At 66.6% G+C, this 14,898-nt stretch carries 13 protein-coding genes; 11 read left to right on the top strand and 2 right to left on the bottom strand.

Annotated elements, in window-relative coordinates:
- Window positions 1–207, bottom strand: a 207-nt coding sequence (locus AC1DU4_RS24835) for a hypothetical protein (RefSeq protein ID WP_477844415.1), incomplete at its 3' end; no start/stop codon positions are given.
- Between AC1DU4_RS24835 and AC1DU4_RS24830 the strand changes: the two genes are divergently transcribed.
- Together AC1DU4_RS24830 and AC1DU4_RS24825 are read left to right on the top strand one after the other, a co-directional pair.
- Window positions 182–2,356: a transglycosylase domain-containing protein gene (locus tag AC1DU4_RS24830; RefSeq protein ID WP_477844413.1), complete on the top strand. Its 2,175-nt coding sequence runs from the start codon at window positions 182–184 to the stop codon at window positions 2,354–2,356. The two genes, AC1DU4_RS24835 and AC1DU4_RS24830, sit on opposite strands and share 26 nt — an antisense overlap.
- A 47-nt stretch (window positions 2,357–2,403) precedes the next feature.
- Window positions 2,404–4,017: a glycosyltransferase family 87 protein gene (locus AC1DU4_RS24825; protein WP_477844411.1), complete on the top strand. Its 1,614-nt coding sequence runs from the start codon at window positions 2,404–2,406 to the stop codon at window positions 4,015–4,017.
- Between the two features lie 13 nt (window positions 4,018–4,030).
- Here AC1DU4_RS24825 and AC1DU4_RS24820 read toward each other — a convergent pair whose 3' ends face one another.
- Window positions 4,031–5,434 carry a glycosyltransferase 87 family protein gene (locus AC1DU4_RS24820; protein ID WP_477844409.1) on the bottom strand — a complete coding sequence of 468 codons (1,404 nt, stop codon included), beginning with the start codon at window positions 5,432–5,434 and terminating at the stop codon, window positions 4,031–4,033.
- Between the two features lie 185 nt (window positions 5,435–5,619).
- Here AC1DU4_RS24820 and rpsF point away from each other — a divergent pair, with 185 nt between their 5' ends.
- The 9 genes from rpsF to AC1DU4_RS24775 all read left to right on the top strand — a co-directional run.
- Window positions 5,620–5,907 carry a 30S ribosomal protein S6 gene (gene rpsF / locus AC1DU4_RS24815; protein WP_072846106.1) on the top strand — a complete coding sequence of 96 codons (288 nt, stop codon included), beginning with the start codon at window positions 5,620–5,622 and terminating at the stop codon, window positions 5,905–5,907.
- Window positions 5,908–5,972: 65 nt separating this feature from the next.
- Window positions 5,973–6,497, top strand: coding sequence for a single-stranded DNA-binding protein (locus AC1DU4_RS24810; protein ID WP_072846105.1), 525 nt, complete (start codon window positions 5,973–5,975; stop codon window positions 6,495–6,497).
- A gap of 63 nt (window positions 6,498–6,560) precedes the next feature.
- The gene (rpsR, locus tag AC1DU4_RS24805; RefSeq protein ID WP_072846104.1) at window positions 6,561–6,803 is read left to right on the top strand and encodes a 30S ribosomal protein S18; all 243 of its coding nucleotides are present in this window, start codon (window positions 6,561–6,563) and stop codon (window positions 6,801–6,803) included.
- Between the two features lie 13 nt (window positions 6,804–6,816).
- Window positions 6,817–7,272, top strand: coding sequence for a 50S ribosomal protein L9 (gene rplI / locus AC1DU4_RS24800; RefSeq protein ID WP_072846103.1), 456 nt, complete (start codon window positions 6,817–6,819; stop codon window positions 7,270–7,272).
- 567 nt (window positions 7,273–7,839) lie between these two features.
- Window positions 7,840–9,231, top strand: coding sequence for a replicative DNA helicase (dnaB, locus tag AC1DU4_RS24795; protein WP_072846102.1), 1,392 nt, complete (start codon window positions 7,840–7,842; stop codon window positions 9,229–9,231).
- A 266-nt stretch (window positions 9,232–9,497) separates the two neighbouring features.
- Window positions 9,498–10,208 (top strand): TnsA-like heteromeric transposase endonuclease subunit, encoded by a 711-nt coding sequence (locus AC1DU4_RS24790; RefSeq protein ID WP_477844406.1) that lies wholly within the window; start codon window positions 9,498–9,500, stop codon window positions 10,206–10,208.
- Between the two features lie 17 nt (window positions 10,209–10,225).
- Window positions 10,226–12,400, top strand: a complete 2,175-nt coding sequence (locus AC1DU4_RS24785) for a transposase (protein ID WP_477844404.1) — start codon at window positions 10,226–10,228, stop codon at window positions 12,398–12,400.
- A gap of 83 nt (window positions 12,401–12,483) precedes the next feature.
- Entirely contained in the window at window positions 12,484–13,452 is a 969-nt protein-coding gene (locus tag AC1DU4_RS24780; protein ID WP_477844402.1) for a TniB family NTP-binding protein, read from the top strand.
- Window positions 13,449–14,898: TniQ family protein (locus AC1DU4_RS24775; RefSeq protein WP_477844400.1), on the top strand; the 1,450-nt coding region annotated here is incomplete at its 3' end. The genes AC1DU4_RS24780 and AC1DU4_RS24775, both read left to right, overlap by 4 nt.

Here is a 14,898-nt window from a genome sequence, read left to right as displayed (position 1 = left end):
GCCGCGGACCGCCCCCGGTGGTGGCAACGGGCCCGGCGGTCGCCCGCCGGCCGGCCCGCCGCCGGCCGCGCGTCGCTCGGGAGGGTCGTCCGGCGGCCAGCCGCCGAAGCCGCCGAAGAAGGCCAAGTCGAGCCGCTGGAAGATCGTCCGGCGCACCGCGTACAGCCTCGTCGCGTTGGGGATGGTCATCCCGATGCTGGCCTTCATGATCTCCTACCTGATGGTCGACGTGCCCAAGCCCGGCGACATGAAGACCAACCAGGTCGCGACCATCTACGCCGCCGACGGCAGTTCGGTGCTGAGCAAGATCGTGCCGCCCGAGGGCAACCGCACTGACGTGTCCATCGACCAGATTCCGGTGCACGTGCGCAACGCGGTGCTCGCAGCCGAGGACCGCGACTTCTACACCAACCCGGGCTTCTCGGTGTCCGGCTTCGCCCGCGCYGCGCGCGACAACGTGCTCGGCAAGGAGAGCGCCGGCGGCGGCTCGACCATCACCCAGCAGTACGTGAAGAACGCGATGGTGGGCAACGAGCGCTCGATCACCCGGAAGATGCGTGAGCTGGTGATCGCGGCGAAGATGGCGCAGCAGTGGTCCAAGGACGACATCCTCGCCGCGTACCTCAACACCATCCCGTTCGGCCGGGGTGTGTTCGGCATCGCGGCCGGGTCGGAGGCGTACTTCGGCAAGCCCGTCGAGGAGCTGACCGTCGAAGAGGGCGCCGTGCTGGCGTCGAGCATCCAGCAGCCGTACGGACTGGACCCGTCGACCAACCCGACCGGCGCGCAGACGCGCTGGGGCTACGTGCTCGACGGCATGGTCGACGCGAAGACCCTGCCCAGTAGCCAGCGCGCGGGGATGGTCTACCCCCACGTGGTCCCGCTCTCCGAGTCGGACACCGGTGCGGAGGGCAGCGGCCCGGCCGGCCTGATCCGCGGCCAGGTGCTCCAGGAACTGACCGCCAACGGCATCAACGAGCAGGTCCTCAACACCGAGGGCCTGCAGATCACCACCACCATCGACCAGCAGGCGCAGGAGGCCGCGGAGAACGCGGTCGCCAAGTACATGGAGGGCGAGGACCCGGACCTGCGGACCGCAGTGGTGTCCGTCGACCCGAGGACGGGTGGGGTGAAGGCCTACTACGGCGGCACCGAGGGATCCGGGTGGGACTTCGCGCAGGCGCCGCTGCAGACGGGGTCGTCGTTCAAGGTGTTCGGCCTGGCGTCGGCGCTCGACGAGGGCATCCCGCTGTCGAAGATGTACGACAGCGGCCCGCTCACGATCGGCGGCATCACCATCACCAACGTGGAGGGCGAGTCCTGTGGGACCTGCACCATCGCGGAGGCGATGAAGCGGTCGCTGAACACCAGCTTCTACCGGCAGATGATGTCCATCGAGAACGGCCCGGAGAAGATCGCCGACATCGCGCACAAGGCCGGCATCCCCAAGGAGATCACCGGGGTCGACGGCATCAGCCTGCAGGAGCCGAGCGGGTCCTCGGAGTACGGCATCGTGCTCGGGCAGTACCAGTCCCGGGTTCTCGACATGGCGTCCTCGTACGCGACCCTGGCCGCGTCCGGCGTCTACCGCACCCCGCACTTCGTACAGAAGGTCGTGACCAGCGACGGCACCGTGCTGCTCGACCGCGGCGCCGTCGTTCCGGGCGAGGCCCGGCTCAAGCCGGCGGTCGCCGACAACGTGACCTCGGCGTTGCAGCCGATCGCCGCGTACTCGCGCAATCACGGCCTGGCGGGCGGACGGCCGTCGGCGGCGAAGACCGGCACCGCGCAGCTCGGCGACACCGGCCAGAACAAGGACGCCTGGATGGTCGGCTACACGCCGTCGCTGGCGACCGCGGTCTGGGTGGGCACCGAGCAGGGTCTGCCGCTGCAGAACAGCTGGGGCGGGCTGATGTACGGCTCGGGGATGCCGTCGGACATCTGGAAGGCGACGATGGACGGTGCGCTCAAGGGCACCGAGGTCGAGTCCTTCCCGACGCCGGAGCCGATCGCCGGTCAGGCCGGTGTGCCGGCCTACACGGCGCCGTACACCCCGCCGAAGACCACCGCGGCGGCGCCGACGACGACGACGCCGAGCGCCTCGCCGCTGACCATTCCGCCGGTCGAGGTGACCACCCGTCCGGTGGAGATCCTGCCCGGCGTGACCATCCCGATCCCCGGGCTCAAGCCGGCCCCGACGACCGCGGCCCCGTCGACGGTCCCGCCCCCCGCGCGGTCACCGGGCCAGCCGCTGGCCGGTGAGGAGGACGACACCGGCACCGGCACTGGCACCGGCGGAGGTACCGGCACCGGCACGGGTGGCGCCGGCGGGGGTGTCCGACAGGCCACCCCGTAGGGACGCAACTGACCCCGGGGAACTGGCCGGTCGGTAACGTCGCCACGGTGGCCGAGGACTCAGAGGGACAGACCGCCGTGGACGACGCGGGGGTGGTGTCACCGGCACCGCTGGCAGCCGACGTCCGGTCGGTGCCCGGACGGGACCTGCCGAGCCGCACGGACCCGCTGACCGCCCAGCTCAGCGGGGTCATCGGCGGTCCGGTCGGCCGGCACGCGCTGATCGGCCGGACCCGGTTCCTCACGCCGCTGCGGGTGATCCTGCTGCTGGCGCTGGTGTTCCTGGCGATGGGGTGGTCGACGAAGGCCGCCTGCCTGCAGCAGGCGCCGAACGGCCCGGACGGCGCGCTCGGCCTGGACTGGAGCGGCAGCCGCCAGTACACGGCGCTGTGCTACTCGGACACCGTGCCGCTCTACGGGGCGGAACGGCTCAACGAGGGCGCGTTCCCCTACAAGAAGTCGTGGGAGGAGACCAACGCCGACGGCTCGGTGACCACGCGGTACATGGAGTACCCCGTGCTCTCGGGCCTGTACCAGTACGGCTCCATGGCGGTGGCCAAGGCATGGGACTCGGTCCATTGGCTGCCCGGCGCGCTGCAGGTGGTGCTGTACTTCAACGTCGTCGCGTTCGGCCTGGCGCTGGCCTGGCTGGTGACGGTGTGGGCGACCGTGCTGCTGGCCGGCCGCCGCATCTGGGACGCCGCCCTGGTCGCGTGCTCGCCGCTGGTGGTGGTGCACGCCTTCACCAACTTCGACCCGCTCGCCACGGCCTTCGCCGGTGGCGGCCTGCTGGCCTGGGCGCGGCGCCGGCCGGTGCTCGCCGGGGTGCTCCTGGGCCTGGGCGGCGCGGCCAAGCTGTACCCGCTGCTGCTGCTGGGCCCGCTGCTGGTGCTGTGCCTGCGGGCCGGCCGGATGGCGTTCTGGTGGCGCGCCGCGGCGGCCGCCGCGGCGGCCTGGCTGGCGGTGAACCTTCCTGTCGCCGCGGCATTCCCGGACGGCTGGCGGGAGTTCTTCCGGCTCAACTCCGAGCGCGGCGCGGACCCGGATTCGCTCTACAACGTGGTCAGCTCGTTCACCGGGTGGACCGGGTTCGACGGGGCGCTGGCGCGCGGTGAGGCACCGACGAACCTGAATGCGGTGTCGCTGGTGCTGTTCGTCGCGGTGTGCGTGGGCATCGGGTACGTCGCCCTGACGGCGGCGCGGCGGCCGCGGGTCGCGCAGCTGTGCTTCCTGCTGGTCGCCGGATTCCTGTTGACCAACAAGGTGTGGAGCCCGCAGTACTCGCTGTGGCTGGTGCCGCTGGCCGTGCTGGCGCTGCCGCACCGACGAATCCTGTTGGCGTGGATGACGATTGACGCACTGGTCTGGGTCCCCCGGATGTACTACTACCTCGGGATCGGCAACAAGGGGCTGCCCGAGCAGTGGTTCACCGCGACGGTGGTGGTCCGCGACCTCGCGGTTCTGGCGTTGTGCGCCTTGGTGATTCGGCAGATCTACCGGCCGGCGACGGACCTGGTGCGCCGCGGCGGGGTGGACGACCCGGCGGGCGGGGTGCTCGACGGCGCCCCGGACGCACACCCCGGCTGGCTGCCGGGCTGGCTGCGACCGCCGGCCAGGCCGGTGGCATGGTCGCAGGCCCCGGTTCCGGTCGCCACCGGCTGACGGCGGAGGGGCGTCAGCGCGGGTCGGCGGCCAGCGCCCGGACCGGCACGGGGGCGCGCTCGGGGGCCGGCGGCGGGGGCTCGGCCTCGTCCGGCTCGGGCGGCGGGGGCTCGAGGCGCAGCGGCGCCCGCAGGAACAGGAAGAACAGCGCCAGCAGCAGTGCCGCGCGTCCCCACACCCCGGCCTGCACGACGAACTCGAGCGCCGTCGCGTCGGTCCCGGTGTAGAGCGCGTCGAAGTAGCGGAACACCCCGATCCCGACGGCCAGGTCCGCGACCAGGTAGGCGCCGACCAGCGACCAGGGCACCCGCAGCAGCACCAGGAACGGGAGCAGCCACAGCGTGTACTGCGGCGAGTGCACCTTGTGCAGTTCCATGAACCCGCACAGCATCGCGGCGCTCACCGCGACCCACGGGTAGGTGCCGTCGCGGCGGTAGCGGCGGTACCCGAGCCACAGGGCGAGGGCGAAGGCCGCGAGGACCAGGGCGGGCGACGCGACGGAGACCACCCGCGCGTACGTGCTGTCCGGGCCCTCCGTCGAGGTGAACAGCGGCCGCAGTCCCCAGTACCAGATCGAGTTGGTGGTGATGTCGGCCTCGCGCACGGACTGGAACGTGAACGACGCGCGCCAGCCCTGGTAGCCGGCCAGGGCGAACGGCAGGTTCACCGCGACCACCGTCCCGACGGCCGCTGCGGCCACCGCCAGCGCACCCCTCGGGTCGCGGCGCCCCGTCGCGGTGACCGGGAGCTCGCGCCCGCCGCGTCCGCCGGTGTAGACGTACGCGATCAGCGGCAGCAGGAACGCGCCCGGGTAGATCTTCAGGCACAGGCCGAGCGCGAGCAGAACCGCGGCGACGACCCCCCGGGTCCGCAGCGGGACCCGCTCGTACCGGGCAACCACGAAGACGGCCGCGGTCGACGCCGCGACCACCGGCAGCTCCCAGTTGTGGAAGCCGTAGAGCACGAGCGGCGGGCTCGCCGCCCACAGCAGCGCCGGCCAGCCGGCGAGCCGGCCGAGCATCCAGGCGGTGGCCAGCCCGAACGGCAGCAGGATCAGCGCGGAGTGCATCAGGAACTGGGCGTCGGTGTTCGCGCCGATGCCGCCGAACCACATCAGCAGCCCGCTGAGCACCGGGTACTCGACGGTGCCGCCGGTCAGCCGGCCGTCGGTGATCGCGCCGCCGATGTACGGGAACAGGTGCTGGTCGATGCCGCGGTCGAGCCAGAGGAACTGGATGTCGGAGTAGCAGACGGTGCTGTCCTTGATCCGGTCGAAGACCAGGCTGCGCCCGGAGCTCTCGAAGGGCGCCCCCGCGCAGCGCGCCTTGTTCAGGTACGCGAGCAGCAGGGTGAGCAGGCAGGTGAGGGTGATCGCCACCACCGCCGGTGTCGTGATCGCCCGGCCCCGACTGCCCATGACTGCCAGCGTAGGTGCCGGTCGCCCGCGGTTCCCGCACCCGACCGCCGCGGTTTCACGGGAAACGGGCGATTTCCCAGGTCAGGGCCGGGGCGTGTACCCTGCAAAGGTTGCTGACGCAACGACCCTCCTGTCACGGACAGCCCGTGACCGTTTCACTAGTCCATAGGAGGTGATGAGGTCTTATGCGTCATTACGAATTGATGGTCATCCTTGACCCCAGCCTGGACGAGCGCACCGTCGCTCCGTCGCTGGATACGTTCCTCAATGTTGTTCGCCAGGAAGGCGGCAAGGTCGACAAGGTCGACGTCTGGGGAAAGCGTCGTCTCGCCTACGAGATCGCCAAGAACAGCGAAGGCATCTACGCGGTTGTCGACATCAGTGCCACCCCGGCCACTGTTGCAGAGCTGGATCGCCAGCTCGGCCTGAACGAGTCGGTGCTCCGCACCAAGGTTCTGCGCCACAACAAGTGACGTCTGTCTGTGTCGAGTCATAGGCTCGACGCAAGTCAGATTCCACCCACTGCAGGAGGAGCCACATGGCAGGCGACACCGTGATCACCGTCATCGGAAACTTGACGGCTGATCCCGAGCTTCGATTCACCCCCGCGGGCGCGGCCGTTGCGAACTTCACCGTCGCATCGACACCCCGCACCTTCGACCGTAATTCCAACGAATGGAAGGACGGCGAGGCACTGTTCCTGCGCTGCAACATCTGGCGCGAGGCAGCAGAGAACGTGGCCGAGTCCCTGACTCGCGGTTCTCGGGTGATCGTCAGCGGCCGGCTCAAGCAGCGGTCCTACGAAACCCGTGAGGGCGAGAAGCGCACTGTCGTGGAACTCGAGGTCGACGAGATCGGCCCCTCGCTCCGCTACGCAACCGCGAAGGTCAACAAGGCCAACCGCGGTGGTGGCGGCGGCGGAGGCGGGTTCGGCGGCTCCTCGGGTGGCCAGGGCGGTTCCCGCCCGGCCGCCAACACCGGTGGAGACGACCCCTGGGGCAGCGCGCCCCAGGCGTCCGGCTCCTTCGGTGGCGGTGGTGGAAACGACGAACCCCCGTTCTGATCTCAGCTCCTCGCGAGCGTGGGTTCGAACGCGAACGAACATTGAGAAGTACGGAGAAGACCAATGCCGAAGCCGCCGTTGCGCGACAAGGTGATGAAGAAAAAGGTCTGCGCGTTCTGTAAAGAGAAGAACACGCTGATCAACTACAAGGACACGACGCTGCTGCGTAAGTACGTCAGCGACCGCGGCAAGATCCGCGCGCGGCGTGTCACCGGCAACTGCGTCCAGCACCAGCGGGACGTGGCAGTTGCCGTGAAGAACTCGCGTGAGGTCGCACTGCTTCCTTACGTCTCGACGGCTCGCTAAGGAAAGGGAAGACATGAAGCTGATCCTCACTGCAGACGTGGACAACCTCGGTGTCCCCGGCGACACCGTCGAGGTCAAGGACGGTTACGGCCGTAACTACCTGCTGCCCCGCGGTCTCGCGATCGTCGCCACTCGTGGCGCCGAGAAGCAGGTCGAAGGCATCCGCCGTGCGCAGGAAGCCCGCGCCGTGCGCGGACTCGACCACGCCAAGGAGATCAAGGCCGCGATCGAGGGCCTCGAGGGTGTCTCGCTGACCGTCAAGACGGCTGGCGACTCGGGCAAGCTGTTCGGCTCGGTCACCGCCGCCGACGTTGCCGCCGCCATCAAGGCAGCCGGTGGCCCGGTTGTCGACAAGCGCAGCCTCGAGCTGCCGAAGGCGCACATCAAGGCGACCGGCAAGCACGCCGTGGTTGTGAACCTGCACCCCGACGTCGTTGCCAAGTTCCACCTGAACGTGGTCGCCGGCTAGTCCGACCCCACGCTCGACGAAGGGCCCCGCAGACTCCGGTCTGCGGGGCCCTTTTCTTGTCCGGGGAGCAGCCCGCTGGGGTGCCGCGGAACCGGTTCCAGAGCCTGACCAGGAGATTGTGACGGCAACCTAAACGAGCGTCCAGTTTGTGTGATATGTCACTGTGTGCCAAATCATGTGTGAGAAGGTTCAAGTCGGCGCCACGCCCGGCCGCTCGCCCCCGGCGACACGCCGAACGACTTTCCATTCACAGGGGTGTGAACGAAAAAACGGCCCGCTACCTGCAGGGATCCGAGATGTGATACTCGTTATCCTCAGGTTGTCCCCAGGGCATCAACAACCCGTTCCTGTGCATTCCACAATTTATCCACAGCTGTGCACACAGTCGGTGTTGTCCCCGGGCTGGTCTGTGCATAACCTCGAGCGGGCGCGTCCGCCGACGGCCGTGCGGGACCCCTCGGGACCCGGCTGGATTCAGATGTCGGTGGGTGCGCGTATCTATTGCGTGCAGGGTGATCCGGAAGCAGCTGCGGACGGCGCCCGAACTGTGGGGAAGGGCGTATCGCCGTGGCGGTTGTCGATGATCGTGGACACTCGGACTATTCGGGACCGCAGGAACCGGCGCCGGGTGAAGACTTCGGTCGTCAGCCCCCGCAGGACATGGCGGCCGAGATGTCGGTGCTCGGCGGCATGCTGCTGAGCAAGGACGCCATCGCGGACGTCCTGGAGCGGCTCCGGCCCGGCGACTTCTACCGGCCCGCCCACCAGAACGTCTACGACGCGATCCTGGACCTGTACTCCCGCGGTGAGCCGGCGGACCCGGTGACTGTCTCGGCGGAGCTGGAGCGTCGCGGTGAGTTGCGCAGGGTGGGCGGTGCGCCGTACCTGGTGACGCTGACCCAGACCGTGCCCACCGCCGCCAACGCCGGCTACTACGCGGAGATCGTCGCGGAGAAGTCGATCCTGCGGCGGCTGGTCGAGGCGGGCACCCGCATCGTGCAGTTCGGCTACGCGGGCTCCGAGGGCCAGGACGTGGCAGAGGTGGTGGACCGGGCCCAGGCCGAGGTCTACGAGGTCACCGAGCGCCGCACCTCCGACGACTTCGTGCCGCTCGAGGAGCTGCTGCAGCCGACGATGGACGAGATCGACTCCATCGCCACCCGCGGCGGCATCTCGCTGGGCGTGCCGACCGGCTTCAGCGAGCTCGACGAGATCACCAACGGCCTGCACCCCGGGCAGATGATCATCGTGGCGGCGCGACCCGGTGTCGGCAAGTCGACGATCGGCATGGACTTCATGCGGTCCTGCTCGATCAAGCACGGCATGCCCAGCGTCATCTTCTCGCTCGAGATGGGCAAGACCGAGATCGTCATGCGACTGCTCTCGGCCGAGGCGAAGATCAAGCTGTCGGACATGAAGTCGGGAAAGATGACCGACGAGGACTGGACCAAGCTGGCTCGGCGGATGAGCGAGATCAGCGAGGCGCCGATGTTCATCGACGACTCCCCCAACCTGACCATGATGGAGATCCGGGCGAAGGCCCGCCGGCTCAAGCAGAAGCACGACATCAAGCTGGTCGTCCTCGACTACCTGCAGCTGATGACGTCGGGCAAGAAGGTCGAGTCCCGTCAGCAGGAGGTCTCGGAGTTCTCCCGCTCGCTGAAGCTGCTGGCGAAGGAACTCGAGGTCCCGGTGGTCGCGATCTGTCAGCTGAACCGTGGTCCGGAGCAACGGACGGACAAGCGCCCCCAGGTCTCCGACCTCCGTGAGTCCGGCTCGCTCGAGCAGGACGCCGACATGGTCATGCTCCTGCACCGGCCCGACGCCTTCGAACGGGACGACCCGCGTGGCGGCGAGGCGGACATCATTCTGGGCAAGCACCGTGGTGGTCCCACTGCGACAATCACTGTCGCGCACCAGCTTCACTACTCGCGGTTCGTGGACATGGCGCGGGGTTAAACCACTGCTGTCGAGATGCAGCGAAGATTAACAAGTGACACATCTTGTTTAACAAGGTCGATGACGCGAGCATCTGGTCGTGGCCTGCGCCGATGTGCGTGATCGGCCACGCACTCGTTCGACCCCTTGTTAGATTTACTGCTAATTCCTATGCAAGTTGCGGCTCTCCATCTTGGGGTCTGAGGCATTGAGGGGAAGGCTGTGGCCGACGATCATTTGGATGCGGTCGGCATAGGCGTGGGTGTCTCGTTTTCCCCGGGTGCAGCGTGAACGCGACGTGGCGGTTCCGGTTCGATGGAAACGAGGCGGCCGTCGTGTGGAATTGGAACAGGGACGGAACGCCCGACCTTGGACGTATCGTGCCGATTCGGCGGCCCCAATCATCGGAACGGCATCGGCACATCCCGGTCAGCGCCTATTCGCTGACCATGCGCGATCACCTTGAGCTTGAGTCTGGCCTTGAGCACGACCTCTTGCGGACCTTGGACCGGCTTCCTCATGTCGTTGCGTTGATTCCGCAGCCATGTCAGCTGGCAGCCACCGGATCGACGAAGGTGCGGAACGTGCCAGATCTGCTCAGCGTTGACGACTCTGGCGCGGTCACACTGTGGAATGCGCGGCCCGAGCACAAGATGGACGAGCAGTTCATGGCGCAAGTCGCGATGGTCGAGACCGCATGCGCGACGGTGGGTTGGCGCCACGAGGTATTTGCCGGACTGGGGCGGACGGAGCGGTTGAATCTGCTCTGGCTGCATGGCTATCGGCGCAAGCCTGCTTGGTACGAGCAAGTAGCCGGCGAGATCGCTGCGGCCGCAGCGCGGCCAGCCGCAACACTGGGGTCACTGTTTCGTCTCGATCCTGGTGACGGCGAAGTCATCGCGGCGGTATGGCACCTGGTGTGGACCGGCGAGCTGGATACAGATCTGACGCTGCCGCTCACGGCCGAGACGTCGGTTCAATCTGATCGGGAGAGATGATGGATACGAGTCGGACGGTGGTCGAGGTAGGTGGCCGCCTGCTCACCGAGTCGGGCACCGCGCTGGTCATAGCCGTTTCGGCGGCAGGCGTGGACATGCGGACCAGTTTCGGTGAGGTTGTGCACGTCGACTGGCCGGAACTTTCCGATGCACGAGTCGTTGCAAACGGTGATGTGACTCCGGTGAGGCCCACGCTGAGGCCATTCTGGGATGGATTGTCGACGGCGACACGGCGAGCAACTCTCGACAAACTGGAGGTAGTCCAGGAGGTGCTGACCGGCTACCGGGACGGCCACGCCGAGCTTGCGAGGCAGGGTGAACCACGACCTCCGTTTGGGGAGGGATTCGGCGCCTCCGAAGCAGCACGTTGCCGAGCCATGGCCATCGCGTTGCAGCAGGAGTCTGCGGGGGACCGTGCGCTCCAGCGCCGGATCGCGGACGGCGAGATTACCCGGGCAGCGCCAGGTGAGAGCACGATTCGAAACTGGGTCCGGGCGTGGAAACGCGACGGACTGCCCGGCCTCCTCGATGCCAGATCGCTGCGTCGGATACAGACTTGGGAGCGAATCGACGAACGCTACCGGGAGATCGCCGAATTGATCTTCGGAACACTCGACGGCGACCGGTCGACGGTCAACATCGGTGAGATAGACCGCCGAATCCGAGTCGAACTCAAGCGCGCCGGACACCAGGACGTCGTCACACCGCAACGACTGACCGCTGAATACCTCGCCCATCTCAAACGTGGCGTCGGAGCAACTACACGCAGTCAACGCAGTCGATCGCTGCAGCGAGTGTCCGGAACCGAGCACTTCCCGGCTATCAGGCCTGGACAAATCGTCGCAATCGACGCCACCAGGGCCGACAACCTGGTCTACGACCCGCTGTTGGGACGACCGTTCAGCGTTGAAATCCTCACCGCGATCGATGTCGCCACACGAGTGATTCTCGCGCTTCGGGTGGTGCCGAAGAGCGCCAACGGAATCGATGCCGGCCTCCTTCTCTACGACATCTGCCGCCCATTCTCGATGGTCGTGGAGGGCACCACTATCAGTGACTGGCGCTGGGCAGGCCTGCCGACGACCCTCGACCTTTCGACTGTCTCGGTCGTAGTCGGGCGCCGCAAGATTGCACCAGACTTCAGCACTTTGCAGGGGGATCACCACATTCCGGCGGTGATTCCGGACGCGATTCGCGCCGATCACGGGTCGATCTTCGTGTCCGATCATTTCCGTGCCCTACTGCGGGACTTCGGGATTGATCTACTGCTGAGCCGCGGGAAGAAGCCAACCGACAATCCGCACGTCGAACGATGGCACGAGACATTGCAGCGCGCGGTGCAACAGCTCCCTGGGTACAAGGGGCGCAACACCTCGGAACGCGGCAGGCTGGTTGCCGAGGATGCCTTGGTGACCGCGGCGGAGCTGGAAGAACATCTGCGGAGATTTGCGGCATTGGACTACCACCGATCCTGGCATACCGGATTGGTCATCGGCAGCGAGCCCAACGCGCGTACCAGCCCATTGGAGCTCTGGGACGTAATGCTCGACGTGACCGGTCGCATCGATATACCGCAGCGCGCGGACTTGATCTACCAGGTGATTCCGATCAAATGGGGCACAGTCGGCGTGGCCGGTGTCGAGTTCTCCAACATGGTGTACGACGATCGGATTCTGGATGGCTTCCGGACCGTCGCGCCGGGGCGCTTCCGGGCCGACGACAGCAAGGTCCCGTTCCACGTCGATCCGCACGACCTTTCGAGAATCTGGTTCCGACACCCCGAGAGCGGACGAATTCACCCGATCATGTGGCGTGGGTCCTTCTTCACCGATGCACCCATGACCGAGACAATCGTTGAAGCGCTCCGGCAGAGGATCCGCGACCGAGGCGGTAACCACATCCTCAGCAGGGGATCGGCGCAGCGGCAGATTCTCGATGAGATCACTGAACTCACATCTGGGCCGATCCCAACCGACTGGACTGCGAAGTTGTCCGCGGGTCGCCGCAGAGTCGAGCAGTCACGTAAGGATCATGCGGAAGCGCAGGCCGCCCAGCAGGCCGACCCGAGCGACTTCAACCCCAGAAAGGACGACGGTACAGGCACCCCGGCGCAGCGTGGCGTTGCATCTCAGGGGGTCCCACTGGACATCCTCGACATCCCGTGGCCGAGCTTGCATACCGAAGGCGACTGATGGACTCCCACACCTGGCACGCGGGCTGTGTCCGACCAGAGTCGCCCGAGCCCACTCGGCACACGATGGCGAGTTGGGACCGAATGACCGCGAAGGCCCGCACGCAGCGATTAGCGGAGTTGCGCCAATGGATGAACGGGCTCTACGTAGAGACCACGGAGACCCGTGCGGTCGCGGACCGCTTGACCGAGATCATCGACGAAAACACTGAAACCGGTCCTGGCGCAAAGCTCATCGCCTCCGTTACCGGCGTCAACACCCTTGGCAAAAGCACGGCGGTCCGCCGCTGGGCTACTCAGAAGTACATGGAATGGACCGCCGACGCACCAACAGGAGGCGGTCGACTTCCCTCGTGGAATCCACAGCCCGCCATCGACGCCGATCTGTGTCCCGTTGTGTGGCTGAACCTGCAGTCAGCCGCGATGGTCAAGGGATTCAACTCCCAGATCTTGGACTTCTTCGGCCTACCTGCGACGGGTGCGGCGCACAGAATGTCGACGGTCGCAGTCAGGGCCTTGGCGCGACACGGTGCCCGCGCAGTCGTCATTGACGACGTGCAGTTGCTCAGGACCAACTGGAAGGGCGGCCGAGAGGTCCTCGACCACGTGAAGTACATCAACACCGAACTCGGCGAATTCAACGCAACCCTGATCTTGGTCGGAACAAACCTGGCGACCAGCGCGATCATGAGCGACGCGCAGATCGCCGGCCGCCTGCAACCATTGGAGCTGGTTCCGTACGGCATCGGAACTTCGGCGGAGCAACATGCCTGGCAGCGCATGCTGCATCGGCTTGAAGGCCACCTCATTCCGCACTTGCCTCGAGCACGGGAGGGACTCATCACGTCGCAGTTGGCGGGGCCCGTATGGAAGCGATGCCAAGGATATGTCGGTGACGCAACTCGGTTACTTCGCTCCGCGACGCTCGCCGCAATCGCTGACGGCACCCACACCCTGACGCTGAATCACCTGAAGGATGTCCGCCTCAGTGACCGAGCACATTCTGCGGAAATCCAGATAGACCGTCGCCGCCGCAAACAGAGTGGGCAATGACGAACCAGAGCAGCAGCGGGATGGTGACGTCGCCGATGCGGAATCGCATCGAATACTTGCCGGCCCGCCCGGTTCCTGCCGACGGCGAGTCGCTGATGTCCTTTGTCGCGCGAACAGCAAGCTGCAACGACACGACCGTCGCGGCGATCCTCGGGCGGAAGGTGGTCGCACGCACTGCACCTGACTATCAATCGATTTTGCGGCGTCTCGCGAACCTGACACGACAGCCGCTTTCGCGTATTCGCGAGATGACGATGGATGGCTGCCACAGCCAGATCCTCGCTAAGGAGGGCTGGTCGGCCGCGGACTGGGGCCAGCACTGCCCGTGTGCGCCCTACGGAGTGCAGCGTCGGGACTGGGCCTTGGCTTTGGCTCCGCTCTGCCTTCATTGCGGTCACCTACTTCAGATGCCAGGCAGCAAAGCCATACAACCCCTTCGAGTTCCCGCCCGGATCGCCTCGATATGTGGTGAGGTCCTCGCCGCAGCACACTGCTCCGCAACCGATGCCGACGCCCTCGCCCGAATCCAAGCGCTCCGAGTCGATCTATCGTGGATAGCGCGGCGAATCAGCCGAAGCACGCCGGAATTGGGTTCGCCAACTGAAACTCCGATTGGCAACGCTGCTGCCGATGACCTTGCGCTGACTGGCGAAGCCGACGATCCCGTAGGGGAGATTCCGCGATCCCCCGCCGTTCGGGCATTGGCAATCACCATGGCCTGGGAGGCGCAACGGCCGTGGATGTCGCCTCACACCTTGCCGCACCCGCGACCCGTGCTCGATCGGCGGGAACACCCGGAAATACACGATTCGCAGATCTTCACCCGCCGTATCCTTCGAACGGGCTCGAAGCGTGTGCAGACGATGCGGCTCCCGTACTCCTCAATCCGCCACCCTCGACGCGAGGATCTGATCCGACTGGTGCTCGGCCACACGGAGTTGAGGCTCGACCACGTTCCAGGCATCTACAGGCAAGACGGTGAGCCCTTCGTGACGGACTCCGCCGAATGGCTGTGGCGCTCGCGTATTGCCATGTTGCTGGGCCAATGCGTCCTATTGAGAGAACAATGGAGCATGGTCGATGAGCCGATCTACAGGTTTACTCGCGACGGCAACTTCATCCTCCACAAGGGCTCCTGGCCGACGTGGCAACCGGTCTTCTACCTCGAGAGCGACATCGCCCACGCGATGAACCTCGCGCGAATGCTCAGTCACGACGGTCTCGTCAACTACCGCGAGCGTCGTGATGCCCTCAGGGGCGTGGTCTCTATCTCGCCGGAGGTAGCTGCCGACCTGCCTCGTGCAGCACGGGACTTCGACGGCTTTCGCCGCCTTGGAGCAGCCTGGATGTGGTTCGATGCGACCTGCGACGGCCCGCGGACCCAGCGAGATGCACACCGACTTGCGGCATATGGTGCGGCCCTCAACCCAGAAGGGCGCCTCACCC

This window comes from Rhodococcus sp. P4_F5, assembly GCF_056401315.1.
Note: the sequence above shows the minus strand (reverse complement) of the source record. Positions and strands in the feature narration are given on the sequence as shown.

Bases quoted from the DNA above. Each gene is read 5' to 3' on its own strand.
- AC1DU4_RS24810 (WP_072846105.1), top strand. From the start codon at position 5,973: ATGGCAGGCGACACCGTGATCACCGTCATCGGAAACTTGACGGCTGAT.
- rpsR (WP_072846104.1), top strand. From the start codon at position 6,561: ATGCCGAAGCCGCCGTTGCGCGACAAGGTGATGAAGAAAAAGGTCTGC.
- rpsF (WP_072846106.1), top strand. From the start codon at position 5,620: ATGCGTCATTACGAATTGATGGTCATCCTTGACCCCAGCCTGGACGAG.
- AC1DU4_RS24780 (WP_477844402.1), top strand. From the start codon at position 12,484: ATGACCGCGAAGGCCCGCACGCAGCGATTAGCGGAGTTGCGCCAATGG.
- AC1DU4_RS24820 (WP_477844409.1), bottom strand. From the start codon at position 5,434: ATGGGCAGTCGGGGCCGGGCGATCACGACACCGGCGGTGGTGGCGATC.
- rplI (WP_072846103.1), top strand. From the start codon at position 6,817: ATGAAGCTGATCCTCACTGCAGACGTGGACAACCTCGGTGTCCCCGGC.